The sequence below is a fragment of the Pseudomonas sp. CFBP 13711 genome, from assembly GCF_014842265.1.
Lineage (GTDB): Bacteria > Pseudomonadota > Gammaproteobacteria > Pseudomonadales > Pseudomonadaceae > Aquipseudomonas.
Genome location: NZ_JACYVI010000010.1, coordinates 235,691 through 261,872, shown reverse-complemented (window position 1 = coordinate 261,872; position 26,182 = coordinate 235,691). Strand labels below are relative to the sequence as shown.

22 protein-coding genes and 1 pseudogene are annotated in these 26,182 nt (G+C 62.1%); 14 read left to right on the top strand and 9 right to left on the bottom strand.

All coding sequences use genetic code 11. The features are described from left to right. Window positions 1-2: 2 nt before the first annotated feature. Window positions 3-1,700, bottom strand: a complete 1,698-nt coding sequence (locus IFT47_RS19580; protein ID WP_192173481.1) for a molecular chaperone HscC — start codon at window positions 1,698-1,700, stop codon at window positions 3-5. Window positions 1,701-2,050: 350 nt separating this feature from the next. Between IFT47_RS19580 and IFT47_RS19575 the strand changes: the two genes are divergently transcribed. The 4 genes and pseudogenes from IFT47_RS19575 to IFT47_RS19560 all read left to right on the top strand — a co-directional run bounded on the left by IFT47_RS19575 (window position 2,051) and on the right by IFT47_RS19560 (window position 8,484). Continuing rightward, the gene (locus IFT47_RS19575; RefSeq protein WP_192173482.1) at window positions 2,051-2,752 is read left to right on the top strand and encodes a DUF3053 domain-containing protein; all 702 of its coding nucleotides are present in this window, start codon (window positions 2,051-2,053) and stop codon (window positions 2,750-2,752) included. A gap of 138 nt (window positions 2,753-2,890) precedes the next feature. Then, window positions 2,891-5,077 (top strand): M48 family metallopeptidase, encoded by a 2,187-nt coding sequence (locus IFT47_RS19570; protein WP_192173483.1) that lies wholly within the window; start codon window positions 2,891-2,893, stop codon window positions 5,075-5,077. Window positions 5,078-5,213: 136 nt separating this feature from the next. Continuing rightward, window positions 5,214-6,860 (top strand): annotated as a pseudogene (locus IFT47_RS19565) (right-handed parallel beta-helix repeat-containing protein); the annotation flags it as partial. A 382-nt stretch (window positions 6,861-7,242) separates the two neighbouring features. After that, window positions 7,243-8,484 carry a DUF1835 domain-containing protein gene (locus IFT47_RS19560; RefSeq protein ID WP_192173484.1) on the top strand — a complete coding sequence of 414 codons (1,242 nt, stop codon included), beginning with the start codon at window positions 7,243-7,245 and terminating at the stop codon, window positions 8,482-8,484. Here IFT47_RS19560 and IFT47_RS19555 read toward each other — a convergent pair whose 3' ends face one another. Beyond that, window positions 8,485-8,946, bottom strand: a complete 462-nt coding sequence (locus IFT47_RS19555) for a GNAT family N-acetyltransferase (protein ID WP_192173485.1) — start codon at window positions 8,944-8,946, stop codon at window positions 8,485-8,487. A 192-nt stretch (window positions 8,947-9,138) separates the two neighbouring features. Continuing rightward, complete coding sequence (locus IFT47_RS19550; protein ID WP_192173486.1) at window positions 9,139-10,032, bottom strand: AraC family transcriptional regulator; 894 nt, start codon at window positions 10,030-10,032, stop codon at window positions 9,139-9,141. Between the two features lie 138 nt (window positions 10,033-10,170). Here IFT47_RS19550 and IFT47_RS19545 point away from each other — a divergent pair, with 138 nt between their 5' ends. From IFT47_RS19545 to IFT47_RS19535, 3 genes are read left to right on the top strand one after another with little or no spacing between them, the layout of a single operon-like run. Next, on the top strand, window positions 10,171-10,914 hold the full coding sequence (locus tag IFT47_RS19545) for an SDR family NAD(P)-dependent oxidoreductase (protein ID WP_192173487.1): 744 nt from the start codon (window positions 10,171-10,173) through the stop codon (window positions 10,912-10,914). A gap of 19 nt (window positions 10,915-10,933) precedes the next feature. Continuing rightward, window positions 10,934-11,335, top strand: coding sequence for a VOC family protein (locus IFT47_RS19540; protein ID WP_192173488.1), 402 nt, complete (start codon window positions 10,934-10,936; stop codon window positions 11,333-11,335). Further along, window positions 11,332-12,318, top strand: coding sequence for a saccharopine dehydrogenase family protein (locus IFT47_RS19535; RefSeq protein ID WP_192173489.1), 987 nt, complete (start codon window positions 11,332-11,334; stop codon window positions 12,316-12,318). Before IFT47_RS19540 ends, IFT47_RS19535 begins: the two co-directional genes overlap by 4 nt. A gap of 6 nt (window positions 12,319-12,324) precedes the next feature. Here IFT47_RS19535 and IFT47_RS19530 read toward each other — a convergent pair whose 3' ends face one another. Next, window positions 12,325-13,230 (bottom strand): AraC family transcriptional regulator, encoded by a 906-nt coding sequence (locus IFT47_RS19530; RefSeq protein WP_192173490.1) that lies wholly within the window; start codon window positions 13,228-13,230, stop codon window positions 12,325-12,327. A 202-nt stretch (window positions 13,231-13,432) separates the two neighbouring features. Between IFT47_RS19530 and IFT47_RS19525 the strand changes: the two genes are divergently transcribed. Further along, window positions 13,433-14,182, top strand: coding sequence for a glucose 1-dehydrogenase (locus tag IFT47_RS19525; RefSeq protein WP_192173491.1), 750 nt, complete (start codon window positions 13,433-13,435; stop codon window positions 14,180-14,182). A 52-nt stretch (window positions 14,183-14,234) separates the two neighbouring features. Here the strand turns inward: IFT47_RS19525 and mntP are convergent, their stop codons facing one another. From mntP to IFT47_RS19510, 3 genes are all read right to left on the bottom strand, one after another. Next, window positions 14,235-14,801, bottom strand: a complete 567-nt coding sequence (mntP, locus tag IFT47_RS19520) for a manganese efflux pump MntP (protein ID WP_192173492.1) — start codon at window positions 14,799-14,801, stop codon at window positions 14,235-14,237. Between the two features lie 247 nt (window positions 14,802-15,048). Continuing rightward, window positions 15,049-16,359, bottom strand: coding sequence for an ATP-binding protein (locus IFT47_RS19515; RefSeq protein WP_192173493.1), 1,311 nt, complete (start codon window positions 16,357-16,359; stop codon window positions 15,049-15,051). A 151-nt stretch (window positions 16,360-16,510) separates the two neighbouring features. After that, complete coding sequence (locus IFT47_RS19510) at window positions 16,511-17,422, bottom strand: LysR family transcriptional regulator (RefSeq protein ID WP_192173494.1); 912 nt, start codon at window positions 17,420-17,422, stop codon at window positions 16,511-16,513. A 91-nt stretch (window positions 17,423-17,513) separates the two neighbouring features. Here IFT47_RS19510 and IFT47_RS19505 point away from each other — a divergent pair, with 91 nt between their 5' ends. Both IFT47_RS19505 and IFT47_RS19500 read left to right on the top strand, forming a co-directional pair. Then, window positions 17,514-17,951 (top strand): ester cyclase, encoded by a 438-nt coding sequence (locus IFT47_RS19505; protein WP_192173495.1) that lies wholly within the window; start codon window positions 17,514-17,516, stop codon window positions 17,949-17,951. Window positions 17,952-17,971: 20 nt separating this feature from the next. After that, complete coding sequence (locus tag IFT47_RS19500) at window positions 17,972-18,892, top strand: NADP-dependent oxidoreductase (RefSeq protein WP_192173496.1); 921 nt, start codon at window positions 17,972-17,974, stop codon at window positions 18,890-18,892. Window positions 18,893-19,136: 244 nt separating this feature from the next. On the opposite strand, the gene IFT47_RS19495 is transcribed toward IFT47_RS19500, so the two are convergent. Continuing rightward, complete coding sequence (locus tag IFT47_RS19495) at window positions 19,137-21,209, bottom strand: calcium-binding protein (protein WP_192173497.1); 2,073 nt, start codon at window positions 21,207-21,209, stop codon at window positions 19,137-19,139. Window positions 21,210-21,614: 405 nt separating this feature from the next. Here IFT47_RS19495 and IFT47_RS19490 point away from each other — a divergent pair, with 405 nt between their 5' ends. The 4 genes from IFT47_RS19490 to IFT47_RS19475 are packed head-to-tail and all read left to right on the top strand — an operon-like array spanning window position 21,615 to window position 25,194. Further along, the gene (locus IFT47_RS19490) at window positions 21,615-22,637 is read left to right on the top strand and encodes an NAD-dependent epimerase/dehydratase family protein (protein WP_192173498.1); all 1,023 of its coding nucleotides are present in this window, start codon (window positions 21,615-21,617) and stop codon (window positions 22,635-22,637) included. Continuing rightward, on the top strand, window positions 22,637-23,395 hold the full coding sequence (locus IFT47_RS19485; RefSeq protein ID WP_192173499.1) for a glycosyltransferase family 2 protein: 759 nt from the start codon (window positions 22,637-22,639) through the stop codon (window positions 23,393-23,395). Before IFT47_RS19490 ends, IFT47_RS19485 begins: the two co-directional genes overlap by 1 nt. Beyond that, the gene (locus tag IFT47_RS19480; RefSeq protein ID WP_192173500.1) at window positions 23,392-23,670 is read left to right on the top strand and encodes a lipid-A-disaccharide synthase N-terminal domain-containing protein; all 279 of its coding nucleotides are present in this window, start codon (window positions 23,392-23,394) and stop codon (window positions 23,668-23,670) included. The genes IFT47_RS19485 and IFT47_RS19480 overlap by 4 nt, the downstream gene beginning before the upstream one ends. A gap of 3 nt (window positions 23,671-23,673) precedes the next feature. Beyond that, a complete protein-coding gene (locus IFT47_RS19475; RefSeq protein WP_192173501.1) occupies window positions 23,674-25,194 on the top strand; it encodes a glycosyltransferase family 39 protein in 1,521 nt (506 codons plus the stop codon). 59 nt (window positions 25,195-25,253) lie between these two features. Here the strand turns inward: IFT47_RS19475 and IFT47_RS19470 are convergent, their stop codons facing one another. After that, window positions 25,254-26,144 (bottom strand): SDR family oxidoreductase, encoded by an 891-nt coding sequence (locus tag IFT47_RS19470; RefSeq protein WP_192173502.1) that lies wholly within the window; start codon window positions 26,142-26,144, stop codon window positions 25,254-25,256. Between the last annotated feature and the right edge of the window lie 38 nt (window positions 26,145-26,182).

The window sequence follows — 26,182 nt, the reverse complement described above, 5'->3', positions numbered from 1 at the left end:
GGTCATTGCCACCCGCCATGTTCCAGCTGTTTGAGCCGCTCGTTCAGCTCCGTGCGCGTCTGCCGGATGAGGCGCTCGTCCTGACTGTCGAGGGCGCGCTGAAACTGGCCTGCCCAGTCACCGATCAGTTCGCGGCGTGCTCCCAGGCTCTCTTGATAGAGATGCTCCAGACGCGCCATCAACAGCGTATTGATCTGCTGATCGCGCGGATGCACCTTGAGCGCAGCGAGCGCTTGCAGGCGCTCGGCAATTTCCTCAGGGCTGAGCACGCCGGGGTTGTTTTCGATCACCAGTGCGAACGCATCGCCAGTGCCGGGAATCGTGACCTGACATTCGAGAATGCCGTTGTTGTCGTAGGTGAAGCGGACGTCAAGATCGACGTTGCCCTTGTTGTGCGGCGGAAGGGGAATCTCCAGTTCGCCCAGAGGAATGTTGTCGCGCACGAGACGACTTTCGCCCTGGAAGATGCTCACCGTCACGCCGGTTTGCCCTGCGTCGGCGGAGTAAACGGTCTTCACCCGGCTGACGGGTACGGTGGTGTTGCGCTCAATGATCGGCAGATAGTGCCCATACTCACGGTGCTGGCCGACCCGTTCTGCGACCTCGATACCCAGGGTGTAGGAACAGACGTCCGTCAGCACGACTTCTTTCAGGGCCGCATCCCGGGATTTCAGCGCCGCCTGTATCGCGGCACCGTGGGCCACGGCTTCGTCGGGGTTGAGCTGGATAGAAGGGAAGCGCCCGAACATGCCCGCCGCCAGTTTGCGCACCAGTGGCATACGCGTGGTGCCGCCGACCAACAGGATTTCGTCGAGATCGCCGATCTGCAGCCTGGCGTCGCGCATGGCGCGTTCGACCGGGTTACGCAGCCGTTCGAGCAACGGCGCATACAGCGCGGCCATGTCCTCTTGAGTGAAGGTTTGCTGCCACTGCTGGCCGTCCACCCGCAGCACGAACGCGTCGCTGCGGACCTGGCCCAGGGCAATGCGCAGGCGCTGGGCTTCGCGATGCAGCGCGTGGGCGATGGATTCGGGGGCGGGAAAGCCTGGCTGGTCGGCCTGGGCGCGAACGAAGGCCTCGGCCAGCAGCCGGTCAAAATCTTCGCCACCGAGGAAGTTGTCCCCCGCACTGGCGCGGACTTCCATCACGCCCTCAAACAGCTCGAGGATCGACACGTCAAACGTCCCGCCACCCAGATCGAACACCAGAAAAGAACATTCCTTGCCGTGTTGCGGCAAGCCGAACGCCAGCGCTGCCGCGGTGGGCTCGTTGATCAGCTTGTCGACCTTCAGGCCTGCCAGTTCTCCCGCGATGCGCGTGGCTTTGCGTTGAGCATCGCTGAAATAGGCGGGCACGCTGATGACCGCCTCAACGACCGTCTCGCCATAGGCGCGTTCGACGTCTTCCTTGAGACTTCTGAGCACCAGCGCAGAAAGTTCTTCAGGACGGAATACGTGGTTGCCGAGGGCGGTCTGGTGGGCGCTGCCCATGTGCCGTTTGAACAACGCAGTGGTCAGGGAAGGGTGGGTGTGCAGGCGTTCGCGGGCAGCTTGCCCGACCAGAATCCGGCCCTCATCGTCCAGCCCGACCACGGAGGGGGTGAGCAACTCGCCCAGCGCGTTCGGCACCAGCACGCTGGCATCGTCTTTCCAGACCGCGACCAGGCTGTTGGTGGTGCCGAGGTCAATACCGACGATCATGGGCGAGTTCCTGTGTGCAGGCTTGGGGAGCCTGGGGCTGCGATAAACGCGTTGGGTGTCATGAATGTTGTCTTCCTTGAGCCCGGAGCGGGTGTGCGCGGATTTGAGAATGATCGGGGTACAGGGTTCAAGTGCTCGTTCGGACCCACTGCGCCGACTGCGTAACATTTCGCAAAATTACAAAATAATAGGATCCAAAGGGAATTTATTTTTCCGTAAGCTATCTAGCATCACGCTTACAGACGGTTCATCGGCCTCGACAAACTGCCGACTGAACCCAGACGCTGTACCGCCCCGAAGCAAGATTTCTCTGCCAACGGCTTTTTTCACTTCCTGGAGATTCCCCGACAATGACCGTCTCATTCAGCCGCCACTGGTTACTCGCCCTCGCACTGCCGCTGCTCCTGACCGCCTGCGGCAGCAGCGAGCCTGACCAGCGCGCCGCGTTCAAGCAGTTCCTGCAAACTCGCATCATCGACAAGCCGGGCGTCCACGTGCCCAAACTGACACCGGAAGAATCGAAGTCTTTCGGCGATTACACCCAGCACTACGCCGTGATCACTGACTTCAACAGTGGTATGGACGCCAGCATGAAACCCCTTAACGGCTTCGTGCAGAAAGGCGCGTTCCATTCATTGGGCGACGTGATTGAGCGCCGCGATGATCTCAAGACGGTGCAAACCGGCGTGAACGATCTGGTCGCACAGCTCAAGCAACAGTTGGCGAAAGCTGACGCCGCCCATGCCCAGCTCAAGCAGCCGGACGATCTGAAAACCGTGTATGACAGCGCCTACGATCGCACGGTGACCGTCCCGGCCAACACGCTCCTGACCGTCATGCCGCAAGTCAACGGCACCTTCGAATCGGGCCTCAAAGTGGCGGACTACGTCGACGCTCACAAGGCGCAGATCCAGATCAATGGCTCGGTGATTCAAGTGACGGACCCCAAGGTCCAGGCTGAATTGAACACGCTGTTGCAGGACCTGAATGCCAAGGCCAAGGTGGTTCAGGAAGCGCAGACACGCATGCAGGCCGTGTTGCTGGGTCGCTGAATCCGGACCTGATAACGGCACCGAGGGTGAGTTATCCCTTGGTTGTGTAAAGCACGCAAAGGGCATCAGACCCTTTGTCCAGGGAAGCAGGCGCGCGCCAGGGATGGCACTCGGCGGCGCTGTGAAAGGGGTCGCCCCATGAAAAAGCTGAAGCTCATCGCTGTACTGGTTTTATTCCCGCTGGCGCTGAACCTGTTTGGGGTCTGGGAGCTGCAACGCAGCACCGAGGACCGCCAGGTCTACGCGGGCTATCAGGCTGACCTCAATGAAGCGCGTCCGGAGCTGCAAGCCATTGCCGCCAAAGGCGGTTCGCGCCCAGTGATGGTCGACGTCGGCGACGGCGAGAAAATGGAAGTCAACGAGGCGTTGGCCCGCGTCGCCAGGTTGCAGGACGAGTTGGACACTCTGCTGCCGCTGAGCAACGTCATGGTCTGGCTCGCAACAGGCGTCATCGCGCTGGGATTGCTGGCTGCCCTGGTGGGCGGGCTTGGCTTGTTCGGCCTTAACTGGGCGGGTCGGCGCGCCATGCATTCGCGGGAGCAACTGCTGCATGGCTTTACCCGTGTGACCAAACTGCTGCCCTTCGTGCTGGTGGGGCATGTGGTGGTCATGGGGGCTGCCATCGCCGCCATCGTCGCCTTCGAGGCGCTGAATCTCTGGCACGCCGGGCGACTGTCCGCCGGCGAAATGAAATTCATGTTCGCTGCCATGGTAGTTGTCGCGGGTTGCCTGTATTCGATCTGGCAAATGGGCACGCAGTTGCGCGTCATGCTCAACATGTTCCAGCCCACGCCGATGGATGTGATGGGAGAGGCCGTCACCGCCGAACAGGCGCCGGCGCTTTGGGCTTACGTCAACGAGCTGGCCCGAAAACTGGGCGCATTGCCACCCGATCACATCGTGTTGGGCATGGCCGCCGGCTTTTACGTCACTTCCGGCGACATCGCCCTGGCGCCGGCCAACACCACCTTGGCGGGCCGCACCCTGCATGTGCCGCTGGTGTATCTGGGCATCCTCGACGAAGCCGAGACCACCGCTGTCATCGGCCACGAGCTGGGGCATTTTGCCGGCGCGGACACCGAGTTCAGCATGCGCTTCGTGCCGATCTACCACGGCATCGAGCGCAGCCTGGTGGTGATCGGCCAGACCCTGGTCGACAGCGAATGGCTGCAACGGGCGACCCTGCACCCGGCGTTCATGCTGGGTGCCTACTTCATGGAAAGCTTCGACCACGCGGTGATGCACTGGAGCCGGGTGCGCGAGCTGGAAGCCGATGCCGCCGGTGCGCAGCTGGCGGGCAATCTGGCTGCCGCGTCGGCCCTGGTGCGTATTTCTGCCATTGATCCGCTGCTTCAGGACCGCCTGGCCACCCATATCGCCCAAGCCACTCATGTCACCCCTGAGCAGAGCGCCGTTCAGGACCTGCCCACGGCACTTCTGCATGAGATGGCTGCGCTGCCGCTGACCTTGCCGGAAGAAGAGATGGCAACTCAGCTGCCCCACCCGTCAGACACCCACCCTTCAAACGGCGAGCGCGTGGCGTCTCTCAAGGTGTCCATCGACGATGCCGTGCGCACGGGCACGCGACCCCTGGATGCAACGCAAGCCTGTGCGGCGATGGATCGCTACTTCGCGCGGCCCGAGGTGTTGCGCAGCCGCCTGACGGACGATTATCTGAGCCATCATGTTCAGCAGGACGCTGCGATCGTTGAAACGTTGCGCACCCACGCCGGCAACGTAACCGGCGACGTTGCACTGCATGAAGGGGCCCGCCTGCGGGGTCAGATCCTGCTCGGATTCAGTGGCCTGTCGGCGCTGGCGGGGCTGGCTCTGCTGCTTGCCCCACTGCTGTTTTCAGGGGTGGCAGGGCGTGATCCTCAGCCGTTTTTTGTCGGTGGCGGCGTCGCTCTGCTCATCACGCTGTGCACGCTGCCCTTTGGATTGCGCTTCTTCAGACGCGCCCATAAAACCGCGCTGCTGCTGACGCCGGATCACTTTGTGTTCGCCAACCTGAAAGCGCCGCTGCCGATTCGCGACATCGCCGATTTCAGCCTTCACGTCGGCAATGTGCTCATGCTGACTGTTCTGCTTGAACACGACGCGCCGCTGCCCGAGCTGACCCCACGCTCGTTCCTCTCACCCGATGCCGTGCTAAACAAGAAGAAACGCTGGCTGATGCTGCCCCTCTCCCAGTTCTGCCGCGATGACAAAAAGCTCAAGATCCCCGAGCTGGCCCAACTGATCGGGACCTACCTCAACGCAGGTGCAGCGCGGCACTTGCTGCAGCAGCGGTTTGAGCAGGATAGAGAATTGAAGGCCGGGTGAATGGCGGACTTCCCGGGTACCGTGATCCCCGGTAGGCACGCGACCCCACCGCTCGTCGCCTGTCCCATCAGATGACCCGCCTTTCACACAGCATGCCCATACTGCCCCCGTCTCTTCATTCAAAACGGAGCACGTTATGACACTGCAATTCAATGTCCGGGATTTCGGCGCCGTTGGCGATGGACATACCTCTGACACCGCAGCCATCCAAGCCGCCATCGACGCGGCGGCAAAAGCCGGCGGCGGTGATGTTTATATTCCTGCCGGCACCTGGACCCTGACCCCGGGCGGAAAGCCTGCCGACGGCGCGCTAATGCTCAAAAGCAACGTGTTCATCAAGGGCGACGGCATGGGCGCCACGGTGCTCAAGCTGGCAGACGGCACCGATCAGGCGGTCACCGGCATCATCCGCTCGGCGAGCGGCGAGGCGACCCACGATTTCGGCGTCAGCAACCTCACCCTCGATGGCAACCGGGATGCCACCAGCGGCAAGGTCGATGGGTGGTACAACGGCTTTCTGCCGGGCCAGCCGGGTCAAGACTCCAATGTCACGCTGTCCGGCGTGGAGATTCGCGATTGCTCGGGCTACGGCTTCGACCCCCACGAGCGCACGGCGAACATGCTCATCGAAAACAGCGTGTCCCACGGCAACGGGCTGGACGGGTTCGTTGCCGACTACCTGATCGACAGCACGTTTCGCAATAACCTGGCCTACGACAATGACCGTCACGGTTTCAACATCGTCACGACCACCCACGACCTGGCGCTGCTGAACAACGTCTCCCACGACAATGGCGGCGGTGGCATCGTCGTCCAGCGCGGCAGCGAAAACATTCCCTCGCCGTATCACATCACTATCGAGGGTGGCGAGGTCTACGGCAACGCGGCTGAAGGCGTGCTGGTAAAACTGTCCAATGGCGTTGACATCAGCGGCGTGGATATTCACCACAACGGCACGTCCGGCGTGCGTGTCTATGGCAGCACGGACGTCGAAGTCCGCGGCAATCTGATCCACGAGAACGCGCAGAAAGCCGGCATTCCTGAAGTGCTGATCCAGCCGTTCGACGATCGCGGCGGCGTCTCCGGGAAGGTTCATCCGTCTGACCACAACACCTTCGCCGACAACATCATCACGGGCGGCGACAAAAGCGTTTTCGGCGTGGCGGAGGAGAGCGGCCAGTCAGGCAGCAATTCGGTTTATGGCAACACCTTCGCTCATCTGCAGCAGGGTTTGGTATCGCTGCAAGGCGCGGGTGACCACGTCGGGACCAACCCCGTGCTGAATGCCATCGACGGCGGCAGTGCCAGCGATTCCCTCGATGGCACGGCCAAGGCCGACTCCATCAATGGCAGAGATGGGGCAGACACATTGAACGGTGGGTCGGGCGCGGACCTGCTGTGGGGGGGCGCCGGCCATGACCGATTGCTCGGCGGCAGCGGCAACGACACCCTGATCGGCGGCGCCGATGCGGACGTGCTGTTCGGCGGCGCAGGTTCGGACCTGTTCCGCTTTGCCTCGGTGTCCGACAGCTACAGAACAGCGACCGCCAGCCATGCCGACCGCATCGGCGACTTCGATGCCGCTCACGACACCATCGATGTCTCTGGCCTCGGCTTTACCGGATTTGGCGACGGCCATGACGGCACCTTGAAATTCACCACCAACGCCGAGCACACCCGGGTTTACCTGAAGGACCTGGACGCAGACGTGCAAGGGCATCGGTTCGAACTGGTGCTGGACGGTGATTTCAACGCCGGTCTCCCTTCAAAATCGATGATATTTGCCGATGCCTCAACGTTGTTGGCCAGCCCATCCACGACAGCGGACGCTGTGTCAGTGGCGCTGGTAGGCGTGGCTCAGGATCATCCGGAGATTGGGCTCGTTTGACATAACGTCAGGCCCTTCCTTGCCTGAACGCGAGAACGGGCAGTAAACCGAGGGATGCACGCGCCGTGAGGCAGTACTCACGGCGTGATGCCAGTCGATTCCCGCACCCAATTCCCGCGCCAACCTTTGCATCCTCAAGACCTTCCCGCTAAAGTCGGTCTCCGGGCGTCTGCTGCGCCTGCGGTCCGCGCGAAGGGGTTTCCCAAGGCAAGCGTTTCCCCAATCATTCATTCCAGCTCCCGGCTTGTCGGCGGACCGAGCCTTGTAAGGAGTTGGCATGCCTGCCACGAATGCGTCCCGTCAACACGGTCTGCTCGATCTACCTGCGCTGCGCAAGCACGCAAAACGTCTTCTCAAAGCCCTGAAAAACAACGAAGCGGACGACGCCCGTACGCAACTGCGCGCGATGGGCCTGCCGGGCCCCGACTATCGGCTCGCCGACACCCAATGGCTGGTGGCGCACGAGGTGGGGTTCGCCAGTTGGCCCAAGCTCATCGCCCATGCCGACGCCGTCGCATTTGCCGCCCGTCATCCGGACTTCGCGGCGACGGGTGAAGCACAGGTTCAGCACTGGCGCTGTGGCAACGACATCGAGCGTAGCCTGCGGGTTGCCGGCTTTGCAGGGTCGTTCCATATGTTCGACGACCCCATGGTCATGGGCCCGGTGCCCGCGCTGCCCGACGATGAGTATTGGGCGGTGCGTGCCGCGTTTGCCGAGCAGGCGTTTGGGCTGTCACCCCGTGACGCCGAGCAGCGCCAGGCGATGCAGCGTGACGCATTGGCACGCCTGAATGACGACAGTGAACTGGTGCTGTGGTGCGAGGGCGATGCGTACGATCAACTGTTTCTGGTTCGACTGCTGGCGAGTTTGCCCAGCGTGCCGCGCAGGCTGGAGCTGATCGAGATCAATCGGGTGCCCGGCGTCGAGCGATTCATCGGCATCGGGCAACTGGCCCCGGACGTGCTCGCCTGGCTTTGGCCCCAGCGGCGCGCCATCGGTGTGGATGCCCTGGCACTGGCCCGGCAGGTATGGGCCGCCTACACCGCCCCCGATCCAAGTCGCTGGGCTGAGCTCGCGGCGCAACACCATTCGGCGCTGCCGCTGCTCGGCCCCGCGTTGGCGAGGCAGTTGCAAGAACTGCCCGGCGTCGAGGATGGCTTGAGCCTGACCCAGCGATTGATCCTGCGCATTCTCGCGGAGAAAGGCGAAATGCCCGCCGGCAAGGTCTTTGGTCATTTGATGCTTAATTATGAGCCGCTGCCGTATCTGGGCGACATGATGTTTCATGCGCTGCTGAGACCTCTCATCGATGCACCTCAACCGCTGCTGCACGAACAACCGGGCAGCGAATGGCCCAGGCGCCTTGTCCGGCTGACGGCGCAGGGTGAGCGGGTAGTGCGCGGGGAGTTGAACTGGCTTGATCTTGATCCGGCAGAGCGTTGGGTCGGCGGTGTGCGGATTGTTGCGGACAGTTCGCCCTGGTTGGTCAGCGCGGAAGGGCGGGTGTGGCGTCGCTGACTAGGCCGCAGACGTCAGCGACTTCTCCATGATGATCGTCCGCTCCTCGCCATGGTATTCATCGCGAATGGTTGAGTAGCCAAGCGACCGGTAGAAGCCCTCGGCCGTGATGGAAGAGGGCACGCGCAACTGACTGACGCCGTTGATGGCGGCGGCTGATTCAACCACCGCCATCAACGCGCGACCGGCGCCTCGGCCTTGGCAGGCGGGGGCGACGAATACGCTGCGGACGGTGGCCTGATCGAGGCTCGCCGTGGCAATGATTTCTTCGCCGTGGGTCGCCACGTACACCTGCCGCTGCGCCAGCAAGCGCAGGATCGCCGACGGGGAAAAACTCAGTTCCACCTGCGCGATGATGGCGGCGGAATAGTCCTGGCGATTGGACTCGCGCAGGGCGGCCACGATAACGCGGCTGATGGCGGTGGCGTCCTTATCCGTTGCCTTGCGGATCAGGCAGGTCATGGATTTTTACTCCTGTAAAAAACTGGAAAGCTTCTACGATTCCTGCTGTCTGGCACATGCACTGGACCTCTCAGGAGAAATCCTTCACCGCGGCCATGGCCGCGCAATTTTCCTTCAGTCCCATCAGAAAATCTTGAGTTTGGGCAGTTCTGCCGAATTTTTCTTCACTGCATACATTCGTACTCTGTGCTTTCACCGCCCGACCACCCCCGTATCCCTGAGAATCCTCCCGGCATCCCGAGCGGGAGGCAGCCCGAATACCCGGGTGTAATCACGGCTGAACTGTGTGGCGCTTTCGTAGCCGACCTCGAACGCGGCGGCCATGACGCTCTTGGCATGGGCAACCATCAGCGTTCTGGCCTGTAGAAGGCGTACCCGCTTCTGGTACTGCAAGGGGCTTAGGTGGGTGACGGCCTTGAAGTGCCGATGGAACGCCGAAACGCTCATTGAAGCGTGCTCGGCCAGGCGCTCCACGCCCAGGGGTTGGGCGAAGTCACGGCGGATCCACTGAATGGCCATGTTGACCCGGGCCATCGCACTGTCCGGCGCGGCGATTTCGCGCAACATCCAGCCAATCGGGCCCTGGAGCACGCGGAAAATAATTTCCCGTTCATAGACAGGGGCAAGGGCGGCGATCGCTTCCGGGTCGCCCATCAGCCGCAGCATTCGCACCCAGGCATCCATCAATTCATTTGTCATCAACGCAACAGAAAACCCCGCATCCTGTTCGGCGCGGCTGGCAGGTTTGGGCAGGTCGGCGAACAGCGTGGCGAGCACCGCCGGGTCCAGCGTCAGGCTGACCGCCAGGTAAGGCTCGCCCGACGCGGAGGGATGTACCGAACCCACCGCAGGCAGATCAATGGACATGACGAAGTAAGTCGCCGGGTCGTACCTGAGCGTTCGATCCCCCACGGTCATGCTTTTGCTGCCCTGCAAGATCACGTTGATCATCGGGTCATACACCGCCGCCAGCAAATGCTCGGGGATTTTGCCCTGCACCATCGCCACCCGGGGGATGCCTGTTTCGGTGCGACGGTTTTCAGCACCGGCCGCAAGCGATCGGAGTTCGTTCAGTTGTTTTTCCATGGGCAGCATGCTGAGGGCTGAGCGTCATGCCGCGCAAGGGAAAAGCAGAAACGGGCAGGTTCCGAGCAGGAACGGACACGTCCTCGGACGCTGTGATAGGTACTGTGGAGTCACGTTTGAATCACAGAGGAACACGACATGGGCGTTATCGTTATTACCGGCGGCAGCCGCGGGATCGGTGCAAGTGCCGCCGAACACGCGGCGAAACGGGGTATGGGTGTCATCCTGACGTACAACGCCAACCCTCAGGCAGCGGCGTCGGTCGTCGAGCGCATTGCACAGGCCGGAGGGAAAGCCGTTGCGCTGAAACTCGACGTGTCTGACGTCGGCAGCTTCGCGGCGTTTCGCGAATCCGTGGTAGGGGCGCTTCGGGAAACCTGGGCGGCCACCACGTTGAGTGGCCTGGTCAATAACGCCGGCTATGGCCTGTTCAACCCCTTGGCGACGGTCAGCGAAGCGCAGTTCGACGGGCTGTTCAATGTGCACCTCAAAGGGCCGTTCTTCCTGACTCAGGCGTTGCTGCCGTTACTGGCGGCAAACGCCAGCATCGTCAATCTCACCAGCGCCACGACACGAGTGGCCACGGCCGGCGTTGCACCCTATGCCGCGTTCAAGGGCGGCCTTGAAGTGCTGACCCGCTACATGGCCAAAGAATTTGCCGAACGACGGATACGCGCCAACGCAGTATCACCCGGCGCCATCCGCACAGAACTGGGCGGCGGCCTCAACGATGAGTTCGAAGCGATGCTGGCGGCGCAGACCGCACTCGGCAGAGTGGGCGAGCCGGAGGATGTTGCGCGCGTCATTGCCATGTTGCTGTCGCAGGAGGGCGGCTGGATCAATGCCCAGACCCTTGAAGTTGCAGGCGGCTACAACATCTGACCACGGGAGGTTTTTTAGCATGCTGGACCATATTTTTCTGTCAGTGAGCGACATCCCACGTTCCATCCGCTTTTACGACGCAGCGTTGAGGGAGCTGGGTATTACGTCGCGGCTGGATTACGACGGCAAGGACGGCCCGCCGGGGCACCCTGACCTGAAAGGCTTCGGCGCCAATGGCCGGGTGTTTTTCTGGCTGCGCGAGGGCGTTGTCGAAGGACGTGCTGTCCACGTCGGCTTCGTCGCCAACAGCAAGGCCGAAGTGGACGCGGCCTATGCCGCCGCCATGGATCACGGAGCGGTGGACAATGGCGCGCCGGGCGCACGCTTGCACTACGACCCTGATTACTACGCCGCCAATGTGCTGGACCCGGACGGCTACAGCCTCGAATTCGTCTACAAAAAATGGCAGCACGCCCAATGAGTACACTTCTGATCTACGGCGCCACGGGCTACACCGGGCGAATGGCAGCAGAACGCGCCAAAACCCAAGGGCTGGCGTTCGACATCGCCGGGCGAAATCGTCATCAAATAGAGGCACTGGCTGCGGAACTGAACGTGCCTTATCGGGTGTTCGATGCCGACGGGGATGCTGCGGCTTCGCTGTCAGGGATCTCGGTGCTGCTTAACTTAGCGGGGCCTTTTGCGCACACGGCCGAGCCTTTGATGCGCGCCTGCATCCACGCCGGGGTGGACTATCTGGACATCACAGCAGAGATCAACGTGTACCGGTTGGCCGAGCAGCTGGGGGCCGTAGCGGCTGCACGCGACGTCATGTTGTTGCCAGGCGTCGGCTGGGACGTGGTGCCTACGGACTCGCTCGCAGTGCATGTCGCCAGGCGCGTTAATCAACCGCGTTCGCTGAAAATCGCGCTGCAGGTCCCGGGGTCGATGTCTCGGGGCTCGGCCATGAGCGTCAGCGAAATCATCGGTGCCGGTGTACTCGCCAGGGTGGAGGGTGAACTGGTCGCGACACCTCATGCACAGCCGCGTCAGTTTGATTTCGGCCAGGGACCGCTGCTCTGCGTGCCGCTCTCTTTCGGAGATCTCGTGACCGCGTGGCATGCGACCGCCATTCCCGACATCACGATGTATGTCCACCTCTCGGGCGAAGCGTTCCCGGAGGGCGACCTCTCACTGCTTCCCGATGGCCCCAATGCGGCGGAGCGTGATGCCCATCGCGCCCGCGCGGCGGTTGAGATCACCGGGGCGGATGGCTCGATGGCGCGGTCTGTCATAGAAACCGTCAACGGCTACACCTACACGCCGCTGGCGGCGGTTGAAGCTGCCCGCCGCGTGTTGGGCGGTGAGCGGCGGGCAGGTTTCTCGGCCCCGTCTCAGGTGTTCGGCGGCAGGTTTGCGCAGAGCATCGCAGGCACGGTCATTACCGATCTGCCAGCCAGTTAATGGCGGTCATGAGGCTGCCGGTGGCGCGGTGGTCTCGCCCTGTGTGGCGAGGGGCGATTTGAACCGCGCGGCGTCCCGTACGGGAGGCAGGCCAAACAGCCGGGCGTATTCGCGATTGAATTGCGACGCGCTTTCGTAGCCGACCTTATAGGCAATGGTCGTGGCGTCCAGCGAATCGAACAGCAGTAACCAGCGAGCTCGTAACAGGCGCAGGCGTTTTTGATACTGAATGGGTGTCATGGCCGTGACCGACTTGAAATGCCGGTAGAAGGCGGCAACGCTCATTTCGGCCATCAGTGCGAGAGGCTCGACGCGGAACGGCTCGGTGTAATGCTCACGAATCCACTGAGTGACACGGCGTATCTGGGCCATCCGACCATCCGGCCGCGCCATGTCACGAAGGATACCGCCCAGAGGTCCCTGCAATGCGCGGTACAAAATCTCGTGTTCGATCATCGGGGCCAGAACGGCAGCGTCATGGGGACGATCAATCAGCCGCATCATCCGCACCCATGCATCCAGCATTTCATCCGGTGCAGCCACAGCCTGGAAGCACACGTTTCGCGCCGGCCCGGGTGCTGTGGTCACGTCCATCAGCAGGGTGGCAATGACATCAAGGTCCAGGGTCAGGCTGACGGCCAGATAGGGTAAATCAGCCGCTGCGGCGCTGATCTGGCCCGTGGCAGGCACATCGACCGGCACCAGAAAATACCGGCCTGCGGTGTACCGAAAAACCTCTTCGCCTATCGACAAGGTCTTGGTGCCCTGAAGCACCAAATGCAGCATCGGCTGATAGACCTGATCTGCGCAGGCCTCGGCGCAGACCATTGCAACGCGGGGCAGACCGGTGTCGGTCCAAGTGTTCTGACCGCTCATCACGATACGGCGCAGTTCTGCAATTGTATTTTCCATCCCCCACCGTGGGCTACATAGCGGTACCTGGCAAGCCAATTGAGAAGATCAGGCAAGAATGTGCGAACAACCGGCAAACGCTATCCGATGGTTGGCCGAATACTGGCGCCACGCAGCTCGATCAAGGCCCGGTATTCACGACCGGTGCTGACGACGGACAGTGACGACGCTCAACAACATCTCATTTCAAGAAGGTCACGGTATGAAACTCAACGGAAAAATCGCACTGGTCACGGGCGCCTCGAAAGGCATCGGCGCCGGAATCGCCAAGGCGCTGGCTGCCCAGGGCGCCACCGTCATGGTCAACTACGCCTCCAGCAAGGCCGACGCCGTGGCGGTGGTCACTCACATCACCGCCCAGGGCGGTTCAGCCGTCGCCATACAAGCGGACATGAGTCAGGGGGCCGACGTCGCGCGTCTGTTTGACACCGTCCGCGAGCAGTACGGGACGCTGGATGTGCTGGTCAATAACGCAGGGGTGGCGGTGTTCCAGATGATTGATGACCTCACCGAGGAAGCCTTCCACACGCAATTCAACCTGAACGTCCTCGGCTACCTGCTCGCCGTGCGAGAAGCGGTCAAGCTGATGGGGCCTGGTGCAAGCATCATCAATATCAGCTCGATCCTGAGCACCGACCCCTACCTGGCGTCGAGTGTCTATTCGGCCACCAAGGGCGCCGTCGACACCTTGAGCTTTGCTCTGGCCAGAGAGCTGGGGCCGCGTGGTATCCGGGTCAACTCAATCCTGCCGGGCCACACCAATACGCCCGCAACGGCCGGGCACTTTGCGGGCGAGCTGGGAGAGAAAATACTGGCGGGTACGCCTTTGGGACGCTTCGGAGAGCCAGAGGACATCGCACCTCTGGCCGTATTTTTGGCTTCCGGCGATTCCCATTGGGTCACCGGTGAATCCATCAGGGCGTCCGGTGGCGTGCGCGGCGTCGGGTATTAACCCTCCCGTCTTGAGGCCTGAAGCGCACGGTTCACGTGCGCTCACTCCGTCGTTACGCCGCCGACAAATGCTCATAAAGAATCGTCGCGCCAACCAGCATCAGCACAATGCCGCCGATGATTTCAGCGCGCTTGCCCACCACCGTGCCCAGCACGCGGCCCAGCATCACGCCGATGGTGACCATGACCGTCGTGGCGACACCAATGGCCGCGGCAGCCACCAGGATATTCACGTTGACGAAGGCCAGGCCAACGCCCACGGCCAGCGCATCGATGCTGGTGGCGAAAGCGGTCACGGCCAATATCAGGAAGGAGTGCTGATTGGGTTTTTCTTCTTCGGCGTCATCATGCTTGAGGCCGTTGTAGATCATGTGCACGCCGAGGACCACCAGCAGGGTGAAGGCGATCCAGTGATCCCAGTTCTTGACGTAGGACGTGGCGGCCTGGCCGATCAGCCAGCCGATCAGGGGCGTGATGCCTTCGATGACGCCAAAGATGATGCCGGTGCGCAACGCTTCTATGAAACGGGGCTTGTGCAGGCTTGCGCCTTTACCGATGGCCGCTGCGAAAGCGTCCGTGGACATGGCCAAAGCAAGAAGGATGAGGGAAATCGGGTTCACGGTTATGTTCCAGTCGGGCAATGAGTCAACGACGCAGCCACACGCCCGACTTTAGGCATGGATGCATCGTTGGTCTCGCCAACCCGAAGGTGTTCGTGCCACGGCAGGCCGCCGAGAATGTTGACACGAACGCTCTGTGACACGGGGTCCAGAGCAGGCTACTCCCCAACAAGGGCCGCCACTATAACGCGTGAATGTAAAAAAAATGTCGGCGCCTGATGATTTGTTCAGCGAATCAGCACACCGCTCAACCCGCTTCCGACGTGGCGATACAGCCCAGAATTCTCAGATACAGACTCACCGTCGTCCCCGCCCCGGGCGCTGTTTCGATGCGCGCGTCACCGCCCGATTTGATTGCGAAATCCTTGACCTGAGCCAGCCCCAACCCGGTGCCTTCGCCTGTCGCTTTGGTGGTGAAGAAAGGCTCGAACACCTGGCGCGCGACCTCGGCAGGCATGCCAGGACCGTTGTCACTGACGCTGACCACAAGGTAGTCGCCCTGTTGCAGCGACAGATCATCCTCCACATGCACCCAGCGGGTGGACACCCGAATCTGGCCGGAACCCTTCAGCGCATCACGGGCATTGCTGAGCAGGTTCATCACGACCGCGTGCAGTTGGGCTTCGACACAGAGGACGCCCCAGCCCCATTCCGCCAGATCGAAGTCAAGGTCGATGCCTTCACTCATCGAATGGCGCATCAACGGCTGCGCGGCGTGGAGGCGTGCGGTCACATCGATGCAGATCAGTTCAGGGCCGTCACCGCGCACGCTCGACATCAAATAACTGATGAGCTGCCGGCCTTGCTCAACGGCCTGCAGGCCGGTCTCGGCGAAACGCTCGACGTCCACTGGCCTCCGGGAACGCAGGCGGGTCAACTGAAACGCAGCGCTGACGCTCTGCAGCAGGTTGTTGAAGTCATGGGCAATGCTTGCGGTGAGCATGCCCAGCGAGGAGATGCAGCCGGAATTTTGCAGCAGCGGGGTGACTTCGCTCGGGTTCTGTTCGGCTTGCTGGAATTGATCCTGAAATTGCGCCAGCTGCCGTTCACGTTGTTTGCTCAGCAAGCGGGCTTCCAGCAGCGCCGCGGCCTGCCGGGCCAATGCCTGGAGGGCGAGGGATTGGCGTTCGCTCAGCTGACGGGCGCGCGTGTCGATCACGCAGACAGTGCCCAATGCGACGCCGCTGTCCGTGACAATGGGCGCGCCTGCGTAGAAACGAATGAAAGGCGGGCCGAGCACCAGCGGGCTGGAAGCGAAGCGAGGGTCGAGGGCCGCGTCTTCGACGACCAGCACTTGCACGGGATCAAGAATCGCATGGCCGCAGAAGGCCAGATCCCGATGGGTTTCCTGCACCCCGAGGCCCACGCAGGCCTTGAACCACTGGCGTTCCCGATCGACCAGCGACACCAGCGCAATGGGCGCGTCGCACAAGGTGGTGGCCAGTAGAACGATGTCGTCGAATGCCTTTTCGTTGGCACTGTCCAGCACGTCCAGGTGTTCGAGCGAGAGGACACGCTCTTCCTCGTTGAAAGGAAATGGGGCGGGATGGTGGGCCATCGATAGTCTGCGCCGGGAAATAAACAATCGCGCATGATGCGCTGTGGCCCGTCGCCCGGCAAGGCCATCGCCCTGTCGATGGTCGGGCCGGGCCGTTAACCTCCTTTTCAAGCACGTTTCGCAGTCGCGCCGTATCAGGCCGCAGCTGTCTTTAAAGCCCCGCTGCAACCGATTCGATCATGCCTCTGAACCATTCCTGAGCGGGATTCCCATTGCCACGACGATGCCAGATGAGATGAAACGTGATCTCCGGCAGCGCGACCGGCGGCGGGAACAGGACCAGTTTCCCTCCCGTCGGCGAGCTGAGGGCGATGCGTTTCAGGACGGTGGCAGTCATGCGGGAAGAGGCGATGATCGCCGGCACCGCGAACATCTGCGGCAGCGTCAGTGCCAGGGTGCGTTGCTTGCCCAACTGAGCCAACGCCTGATCCACCAAACCGTGTCGATCACCCTCGGGCGAGACCAGTACATGGGGCAGCGAGAGGTAAGTGTCCAGGTCCATGCCGCGCCGGGCTGCCGGATGGCCATGGGCGACGAGGGTGACGAAAGCGTCACGCAGAATCGGTCGCGTGAAAATGCGACCGTCTTGATGGCTGGGCAATACGCCGATTGCCGCATCAATCACTCCCGCATCCAGCATGTCCACGGCATGGTCGCGGTCATTGACTGCGTGAACGTTGATCGACAGGTGTGGCGCGTGTTCGCTCAAGGTCTGCAGCAGCGTGGGGAGCAGCACGAAGGCGGGATAGTCCGACAAGCCAAGGTTCATTGTGAGCACGGCATCGGCCGGGACAAAGTCAGGCATTTTCACCAGGGCGGCTTTTATCTGGCTCAGCGCCTCGGCGACAGGTTGGGCCAACTCACGGGCACGGGGCGTTGGAAGGAGGCCGTCAGGGCTGCGCAAAAAAAGCGGATCGCCCAACAGCGTGCGCAAGCGCGAAAGCGCGGCACTCATGGCCGGTTGGCTGACGCCGACCTGGGTGGCGGCGCGCGTGACGTTGCGCTCGTTCATCAAGGCGTTGAATGCGGCGAGCAGGTTCAGGTCGATGCCATGAAAATCCATAAATCAAATAAACCTATATACGAGCCATTTGTTATACGGATGGTAGCCCTGCGCTCACACTCTCGCCATACCCCACGCCGAGAGCAATCTTATGTCTACCGCAGAACTTGCCACCCGCCTTCAGACCGAACGCCAGGCCGTCGAGACCCTCTACCGCGCCTTCAGCGAGAACAATCCCGACCTCGTCGACAGCGTGCTGGCTGCCGACTGGGATGACATCCCCCTGGCACCCGGGCAAGGCCCAGGCCCCGATGGCATCAAACCGATTATCCGCAGCCTCGCCGACGCGTTTCCGGATGTGCGCATCGTCATTCACAACATGGTTCAGGCCCCTGGTCAGGTCGCCGTACGGGCTGAAATAACCGGCACCCACCTCGGCGAGCTATTTGGCATCGCCGCCACGGGCAAACAGGTGAGCTTCCGTTTGCATGAGTTTCACGCACTGGAGAACGGGCGGGTCGTTACCACGTGGCACATGGAGGACTGGTTCGGTCTGTTCCTGCAACTCGGTCAATTCCCTCAAGCCTGAGCAACGAAGAGAAAGCCCTCATGAAAACAGCGTCCATTTCTGTATTCGGCGGTCCTGAGGTCGTCACGCTGCACAACCTCGATCTGAGCAAGCCAGGCGTTGACGAGCTCCTCGTGGGCGTCGAGGCCGCCAGCGTCAACCCGCTGGATCTGAAGATCATCGCTGGGTACATGCAGCCGGTCTTTCCGGTTGAGCTGCCATACACCCCGGGCACCGATTTCAGCGGCATCGTCAGCAGCGTCGGTGAGCAGGTGAGCCACCTGAAACCCGGTGATCGCGTGTTCGGCCGCAGCACCCCCACTGCGGGTGGCGCCTTTGCCCGGCAGCTGATAATCGCTGCCACCGAGCTTTGTCTGATTCCGGCTTCCATGAGTTTCGAGCAGGCGGCGGCGCTGCCGACGACCTTCGGCACTGCGCAGCAGGCGTTGTTTGAGGTGGGGCAATTGAAGCCCGGTCAACGCGTCTTGATACATGCGGGCGCGGGCGGTGTGGGCAGCATGGCGGTGCAGTTGGCGCACGCGGCTGGCGCTTATGTCATCGCCACGGCTTCGGCGCGCAACATCGAGCGGGTGAAAAGCCTGGGTGCAGACGAGGCGATCGATTATCGCACCGAGGATTTCACCACCCTGCGTGACATCGACCTGGTGCTCGACACGGTCGGCGGCCCGACGCTGGAAAGCTCCTGGTCGGTACTCGGCAAGGGTGGACGGATTGCGACCCTCGTGGAGTTCGACATCGAATCCCGCGAAGACCATGCCGGGGAAGCCGTGTTCTTTGCCAGCGCCACCCCCTATCTCCAGGAGGCGGTGCGGCAGTTCAGTGCAGGGCAATTGCAGGTTGTGACCGACTCGATCTTCGCCCTGGACGAGACCCGCGCCGCACTGGAGAAAGTCGCCACCGGGCATGCCTGCGGTAAGGTCATTATCCGTACGGCCCATTGATTCAGTGGCGTCATCCATGTCACGACACGCCGATGGCTCATAGGTTTGGTGTTCGCGGGCACGCGCAGCCAAAGCATGGGGTCATGAAATCGAAGGCTGTAGACGGGAGTGGCGGCTGGATGGTTGCAGCTACACCGATGCGGATCTTGAAGTCCTATAACGAGTGGGTTGATGCGGATCACCGGCGCTAAGCGTTGAACGAGGGGAACGCGCATGAGCCGTTCCCCTCGTCGCACCCCGCCTGTTAGCCGAGGGCAGCCTCGCTGGCCATGCCCACGAGGGTCACTTCCTGCGCCTGCGCAAAGATCATGTCGGAGTTGCGCAGGTCCAGGGTCCAGTCGCCGGTGAGGGCGATTTCGAAGCGATGGCCCTGAGCGTCCGCTTCCACATCCTTGAGGTAGGTGCGGTCCAGGTCGTCGTTATAGATCATTTTCAGTGTGGTCCCGGTACCGTCACCGAAACCCGTGTAACCCAGCGCCGACACGTCGATCTTGTCGTTGTTGTTGGCGAACCGGACAATCAGGTCCACGAAGCTCTGGCTGTCGGTGCGATAGCTGTCGCTGGCTGCCGTGTAGCGGAACACGTCAGCGTCATTGATGCCATCTCGGCCATAGACTGAAAGGTTCGGGTCGTCGCCGCCGCTCAGCAGGTCGGCACCCGCGCCCCCGATGATCACATCCGAGCCTCTGCCGCCATCGATGCGGTCGTTACCGGCCAGGCCGTAGATGACCTCCGACATGGCACTCCCCGTGATCACGTCCTTGCCAGCCGTTCCTTCGACGGTGGGGGCCGTGAACACCAGATTGTTACTGTTCAACTGCCCCGTCAGGTTGCCTTCGAGCGCCAGTTCAAAGCGCTGCCCGTCGACATTGGCATCGAAACTTTTCAGGTAAGTGCGGGTGCCGTCAGCGTTGGCCTGGATGGCCAGCGTGCCATTGTGGCCGTCGCCAATGCCGGTGAAACCCAAAGCAATCAGGTCTACGCGGTCCTGGGAGGCGTCGAAGTCCAGAATCCGGTCGCTGCCGGTTTCCGTAGCGGTGCGGTAGCTGTCGCTGATCTGGCTGAAGCGGAAAATGTCTGCGCCCATCCCGCCTGTCAGTACGTCACGGCCACCGGCGCCTTGCAGCACGTCGTCACCGCCCAGGCCGCGGATGATCTCTGCCGTGTCGTTGCCAATCAGGTGATTGGCCTCGCTGGAGCCGTCCACGTGGTATTGCCCGTCCTGGCTGCCAAAGGTGGTGTCCAGGCTGCCATCGGCGTTCAGTCGAGTGATCACGTCGCCGGCGATAAGGATCTTGCCATCGGGCTGAACGATGGCCGAGTGGGCATAGGCGGAGTCCCCTTGGGGCACCTGAAGGGTGAGCTTGCCATCACCGCTGAAGGAGGTGTCGAAGGCACCGTCCGCATTCAGCCGCAGTACGTTGAAGGTGGTACTGTCATGACTCTCGCCGGCAATGATGATCTTGCCATCGGCTTGCACGGTCATCGCGGCGCGGTAGTCCAGCCCCAGGGCGGTATCGAAGTACACCACGCCGTCCACGCCAAACGTGGTATCCAGGTTGCCGTCGGCTGCAAGTCGCTGAACGGCATACACCGGATCGCCCGGGTCGTGAGGCCCCTCGGAGCCCACGTACAGCCAGCTGCCGAGCAATACGCTGCCGTCGGGCTGCACAACGGTGGCGATATTGCCGGTGCCGTAATAGCCGGTCGGGTTGAGGACGAGTGTGCCGTCGACACCGATGTTTTCCGCCGGCGTACCGCTGCTGTCCAGCTTGAACACCACGGCTTGCGAGGTGCCGCGAGCGCTGACGTACACCGAACCATCGGCTGTGGCGTAAATCGCCATTCCATCGGTGCTGATCGGTACATCAAGGGCTGCGGCGCCGCCTTTGCCGAACGTGGTGTCCAGGGTGCCATCGAGGTTGAAGCGTTCGACTTTCAAACCGCCAAGCCCAGGCTGCGCCGACAGGACTTTACCGTCGGCCTGCACGGCCATGACGTAGTAAGCCTCATCTTCCGGATCCAGGCTGGCGGGCACGAGGGCAATCCCGTCCTGGCTGAAACTGCTGTCCAGGCTGCCGTCGCTGTTCAGGCGCACCGACGTGAAGCTGCCGCGTGTTCCGTAGCTTTCATCGCCCGGCGAGCCTGGATAACCAATGGCGGTCTGGAAGCTTTCGCCGCCGACGAGGATCTTGCCGTCCGGCTGAAGAATGATGCTCCAGGTTTGATCGGCCCCCGTGGAGGGGTCCACTTGCACGGTGCCTGGACCGGTTCGTACGGTGTAATCGATGGTGGGCTTGCTGTCTCTTGAAGCCATGACATTGTCCTTTTGACATGGAGCTTGATGGGATTTGAAGGCGCCGAGGGAATGACGCTCAGGGGTTGACCGTGTGGGTGTCAATAAATGCGAACGAGGTTCCCTGTCGGCAAAAAACCGTCAGGCTGCGCGAGAGCGGGCGGCTCAACAGCTTTGGGCTTCGCTCGGTCCACGTCTCGAGCGCATCACACGATGGGCCGCTCACCCTGTTCACATTGCTTAAATATTGCTGTGACACAGTTTCATGTCGCTTGATCAAGCATCCAGCAGAAACGGACAGCTGACCCAGGGATTTCGGGCGGTTGGCCGGTTCTGTCAAAGGACTCATGAAATGAATGTCACTGTCTTAAGCGCAGGATACGCAGGACCTACCCAGGCTCGATGCCACCGCCAGGCGATAACCCAATGACGGTGCTGATCACCGGGGTGGCGGGATTCATCGGCTTTCACATGGCCAGGAAGTTGTGCAGCCAGGGCGTTCAAGTGGTGGGCATCGACAACCTGAACGACTACTACAGCGTCGATCTCAAGCGTGCCCGACTGGCGCAGCTGGAAAATTACCCCTCCTTTCAGTTTCAGCCCATCGACATCGTCGACCCACAGGCTTTGCTCGGGCTGTTCAGCGCGTCCGGCTTCAGTGAGGTCATTCATCTGGCGGCCCAGGCCGGTGTTCGGTATTCCATCGACCACCCGGGCGTGTACGCCGATGCCAACCTGGTCGGGTTTCTCAATGTCCTTGAAGCCTGCCGGGCACACCCCGTAAAGCACCTTGTTTATGCGTCGAGCAGCTCGGTGTACGGCGCCAACACCAAGATGCCGTTTGCCGTGGAAGACGCCGTTGAACAGCCCGTTTCCCTGTACGCCGCGACCAAGCGCGCCAACGAGCTCATGGCCTACAGCTACTCGCATCTGTACCGGATTCCTGCGACGGGCCTGCGGTTTTTCACCGTCTACGGCCCCTGGGGGCGGCCGGACATGGCGCTGTTCAAATTTACCCGGGCCATCCTCAAAGGCGAGCCCATCGATATCTACAACGACGGCGAGATGGCGCGGGATTTCACCTACGTCGACGACATCATCGAGTCGATGAACCGGCTGTTGCCCCGACCACCGCCACTCATGGAAGGGCGCGCGCCGTGTCAGCTTTTCAACATCGGGCGAGGTGCGCCGGTGAAGCTGCTCGACTTCGTCCACTGCCTGGAGTCGGCGCTGGGGATTCAGGCCAGGCGCAACTATCTGCCGCTTCAGCCGGGCGACGTGCTGCAGACCTGGGCGGATGTCTCCGGGCTGGCGAAATGGATCGACTTCAGTCCGCAGGTTGGGCTTGAGCAGGGCGTGGCTGAATTCGTGCGCTGGTACGGCGACTTCTATTCCTGCGACCAGAGCAAACAGGCCAGACAATCAAAACAAGAGGCGCGGTGGGCGTGATGAGTGAATCGGTGTTTGTGTCGGTGTTGATCCCGGCAAAAAACGAAGCGCAAAACCTGCCTTCGTTGCTCCATGAAATACGCACCGCGCTGGCCGGGGAGCGCTACGAGGTGTTGGTGGTCGACGACGGCAGCACCGACGACACGCTGCGTGTGCTGCAGCAGATCAAGGCCTCAGGATTTGAGCCCCTGCGCATCCTGCACCACGGGGTTTCCCTCGGGCAGAGCACGTCGATCTGGCATGCCGCCCAGGCCGCGCGCGGTGAGTGGCTGGCGACCCTGGACGGCGATGGCCAGAACGACCCCGCCGACTTGCCCGGCATGCTGGCGCTGGTGCGCAATACCGGGCAGGGCAATGACCGGAACCAGGGCCAGCCGGTGAGGTTGGTGGCGGGGCATCGGGTCGACCGGCGAGACACCGCGAGCAAGCGCTGGGCGTCCCGTTTCGCCAATGCCTTGCGCAGCCGCCTGCTCAAGGACGCCACGCCTGATACGGGCTGCGGGCTGAAGCTGATTCATCGAGCGGCGTTTCTGCAGCTGCCTTACTTCGACCACATGCACCGCTTCATTCCCGCGCTGATCCAGCGCCATCACGGCCGAATGATCGTTCATCCGGTTCACCACCGTCATCGTCAGGCCGGCGTTTCCAACTACGGCAACTTCGACCGCGCACTGGTCGGCATCCTCGACCTGTTCGGGGTCTGGTGGCTGGTGCGCCGCACGCGACTCAACACCCGGCCCGAGGAGATGAACGGATGAATTTCACCCGCGAAACGCTCTGGCTCACGGTGGGATTTCTCGGGCAGGCGGTCTTCACCGGCCGTTTCGTCTTGCAGTGGCTGTACAGCGAAATCAAGAAACGCAGCGTGATTCCGGTGGGCTTCTGGTACCTGAGCATGCTCGGCAGCGCGTTGTTGCTGCTCTACGCCATCTACCGCGAAGACCCGGTGTTCATCATCGGTCAGTCATTTGGCTTTGTGGTTTACCTGCGCAACCTGCAGCTGATTGCCAAACACAAAGACCTTAAGGAATAGCCGGTGGGACGTGTTCATTCTCCCGCGTTGCAGTGCCTGGCGCTGGTGGCGCTCGCGCTGATTCTGGTCGGCGCCGGCTTTGGCATCCGGCAGCCGCTGAATGTCGACGAAGAACGGTTTCTGGGCGTCGCGCTGGAAATGCTGCACAGCGGCAGTTGGCTGATCCCCCATCGGGCCGGTGAAATCTACGGCGACAAACCACCCTTGTTCATGTGGACGGTCGCGGTTTTCACCTGGCTGACCGGTTCGCCGTCGCTGGCACTTTTCATCCCGGGCCTGCTCTCGGCGGGAACGGCCACCGCAGTGTTGTACGACCTGGGCCGGCGCCTGTGGTGCCGCAGGGTGGGTCGCATCGCCGTGCTGCTGTTTCTGGCGACTTACCAGACCTACAGCATTCTGCGTACCGGCCAGATCGACAGCTTCCTGTGCCTGTGGGTCGCGCTCGGCTTCTACGGCATGGTCCGTCATCTGCTGCTGGGACCGGCGTGGGGCTGGTTCTACGTCGCGTGTCTGGCCATGGGCCTGGGCATCATCAGCAAAGGGGTGGGTTTTCTGCCGGCATTGATGCTGGTGCCCTACGTCTATGCCGTGCGAAAGGGCTGGCCTGGTGTGACCGTCATGCCGGGGCAGGGGCTTCGCTGGGCGGCCGGTTTTCTGGTGGTGCTGGCGGGATGTGCAGTCTGGCTTGTGCCGCTGCTCGCCACGGTCTGGCTCAAGGGTGGCGCTGACGAAGTGGCCTACCTGAAGGAAATCCTGTTTCACCAGACCGGTGGCCGCTACGCGTCGGCCTGGGATCACCGCGAACCGTTCTGGTATTTCCTCACTGTCATTCCGCAGTACTGGCTGCCGCTGGTGCTGGCGTTGCCGTGGCTGGTACCCGCCTGGCGTCGCCAATTGCGAAAGCACGACGCACGGATCTTGTTGTTGCTGGGCTGGGTGGTCCTGGTGGTGCTGTTTTTCTGCCTGAGCACCGGCAAGCGCAAAATCTATATCTTCCCTGCGCTACCCGGCCTGGTGCTGGCCGCCGCGCCGCTGATTCCGTGGCTGCTTCGCCGCTGGTTTGGCAATCGTCCGAAGGCCCGCGCTGTGTTTGGCGTGGCGGTGGTGGCATGGTTTTGCCTATGGTTCGGCCGTGGCTTCGTCGAACCGTTCACCGAGGGCCCCAACCCCCACAAGGTGCTGATGGGCGAAGCGGCCCGGCTGACCGACGGCGCCGAACTGGTGCTGGTCGGCTGGCGGGAAGGGCACTGGCTGTTCGCCCGCCAGCCGGTGGTGCATTTCGGGTTTGCCGATCAAACCGCCGTCGAGCACGCGGCGCTCTGGCTGCGCACCCATCCATCCGCCTTTGCCCTGGTGCCCGCCGCTGAGCTGGAGCGCTGTTTCATGGCCGACAAGGCTCGCCAGCTGGGATCAACGTCGAGGGCCGAGTGGTTGATCGTCGGCGCCGACGCGGACAATGGTCGTTGCCAACCGCCGGCGCCCGTGCGCGCTTATCGCTTCTCGTGGGGTTCTGACGCGTTGTAGGCCCGTGGCGCGCACGGGCCCTTGGTTGGGATCGGCAGCTCGGCGTCTCTACGGATCATTCACCGCCGTTCAAAACACCCTTTGAGATCTTCAATCAAACCCGGCCCGGTCGGCGCCCAGCCCAATCGCGCCCGGGTTTTGCTGCTGTTGCTCGACATATCCCGTCCCACAAAGCTCGACAGCCAACCGAACCTCGCCATCGCCTCGTCGGCTGGCACTGAAACAACGGGCAGTCCCAGGCCTTCACCCAGGGCTTCGGCGATGAGGTGGAAGGGGATGTGGCTTTCGGCGGTTGCGTGATAGCGAGCGCCGGGTTGGTGTTTTTCCAGCGCGAGTCGGTACAGCTGGGCTGTGTCAGAAATGTGCGCGGCGGACCAGTGATTCATTCCGCCGTCGACATACGCCGAGACGCCGGTCCCCAGCGCGTGCTTGATGAGTTCGGTGACCAGGCCCTGTTTGACCGTGTCGTGGATCTGCGACAGACGCATCACCACCACGTTGAGGCCGCGTTGCAACAGCGCCTCTGCTGCCCGTTCCGAAGCGGCTCGAGGGTTTGGATGCTCGGGATTGAAGTGATCTTCATCGGCGGGCTCGCCCGGTGCCGGCGAACCCATCGGCGTGCCGGAGGTGATCAGCAGCGGGCGCTGCGAGCCGTTCAGCGCTTCGCCCAGTGCGGCGATGGCCCGCGCATCTTTCTGGCAGTTGTCGACGAAGTGGGCGAAGTCGTGATCGAACGCGGTGTGAATGACCGCGTCGCACTGCTCGGCGCCGAGTCTGAGGCTGGCGAGGTCTTCGAGGGTGCCGTGATGGGGCTCGGCGCCGATGGCCCGCAATTCGTCGTAGCCCGCTTGGGAGCGCGTCATGCCCAGCACCTGGTGACCCGCGGCGAGTAGTTCCCGGGCGACGTGGGAGCCGATAAAACCTGTGGAGCCGGTGAGAAATACGCGCATTGCTGAAAACTCCTTTTGCTGAAGCCGGCAGGATGCGC

Bases quoted from the DNA above. Each gene is read 5' to 3' on its own strand.
- IFT47_RS19580 (WP_192173481.1), bottom strand. From the start codon at position 1,700: ATGATCGTCGGTATTGACCTCGGCACCACCAACAGCCTGGTCGCGGTC.
- IFT47_RS19570 (WP_192173483.1), top strand. From the start codon at position 2,891: ATGAAAAAGCTGAAGCTCATCGCTGTACTGGTTTTATTCCCGCTGGCG.
- IFT47_RS19530 (WP_192173490.1), bottom strand. From the start codon at position 13,230: ATGGAAAATACAATTGCAGAACTGCGCCGTATCGTGATGAGCGGTCAG.
- IFT47_RS19545 (WP_192173487.1), top strand. From the start codon at position 10,171: ATGGGCGTTATCGTTATTACCGGCGGCAGCCGCGGGATCGGTGCAAGT.
- IFT47_RS19540 (WP_192173488.1), top strand. From the start codon at position 10,934: ATGCTGGACCATATTTTTCTGTCAGTGAGCGACATCCCACGTTCCATC.
- IFT47_RS19505 (WP_192173495.1), top strand. From the start codon at position 17,514: ATGTCTACCGCAGAACTTGCCACCCGCCTTCAGACCGAACGCCAGGCC.
- IFT47_RS19555 (WP_192173485.1), bottom strand. From the start codon at position 8,946: ATGACCTGCCTGATCCGCAAGGCAACGGATAAGGACGCCACCGCCATC.
- IFT47_RS19500 (WP_192173496.1), top strand. From the start codon at position 17,972: ATGAAAACAGCGTCCATTTCTGTATTCGGCGGTCCTGAGGTCGTCACG.
- IFT47_RS19510 (WP_192173494.1), bottom strand. From the start codon at position 17,422: ATGGATTTTCATGGCATCGACCTGAACCTGCTCGCCGCATTCAACGCC.
- IFT47_RS19480 (WP_192173500.1), top strand. From the start codon at position 23,392: ATGAATTTCACCCGCGAAACGCTCTGGCTCACGGTGGGATTTCTCGGG.
- IFT47_RS19560 (WP_192173484.1), top strand. From the start codon at position 7,243: ATGCCTGCCACGAATGCGTCCCGTCAACACGGTCTGCTCGATCTACCT.
- IFT47_RS19525 (WP_192173491.1), top strand. From the start codon at position 13,433: ATGAAACTCAACGGAAAAATCGCACTGGTCACGGGCGCCTCGAAAGGC.
- IFT47_RS19575 (WP_192173482.1), top strand. From the start codon at position 2,051: ATGACCGTCTCATTCAGCCGCCACTGGTTACTCGCCCTCGCACTGCCG.
- IFT47_RS19515 (WP_192173493.1), bottom strand. From the start codon at position 16,359: ATGGCCCACCATCCCGCCCCATTTCCTTTCAACGAGGAAGAGCGTGTC.
- IFT47_RS19495 (WP_192173497.1), bottom strand. From the start codon at position 21,209: ATGGCTTCAAGAGACAGCAAGCCCACCATCGATTACACCGTACGAACC.
- IFT47_RS19490 (WP_192173498.1), top strand. From the start codon at position 21,615: ATGACGGTGCTGATCACCGGGGTGGCGGGATTCATCGGCTTTCACATG.
- IFT47_RS19550 (WP_192173486.1), bottom strand. From the start codon at position 10,032: ATGGAAAAACAACTGAACGAACTCCGATCGCTTGCGGCCGGTGCTGAA.
- IFT47_RS19470 (WP_192173502.1), bottom strand. From the start codon at position 26,144: ATGCGCGTATTTCTCACCGGCTCCACAGGTTTTATCGGCTCCCACGTC.
- IFT47_RS19485 (WP_192173499.1), top strand. From the start codon at position 22,637: ATGAGTGAATCGGTGTTTGTGTCGGTGTTGATCCCGGCAAAAAACGAA.
- IFT47_RS19535 (WP_192173489.1), top strand. From the start codon at position 11,332: ATGAGTACACTTCTGATCTACGGCGCCACGGGCTACACCGGGCGAATG.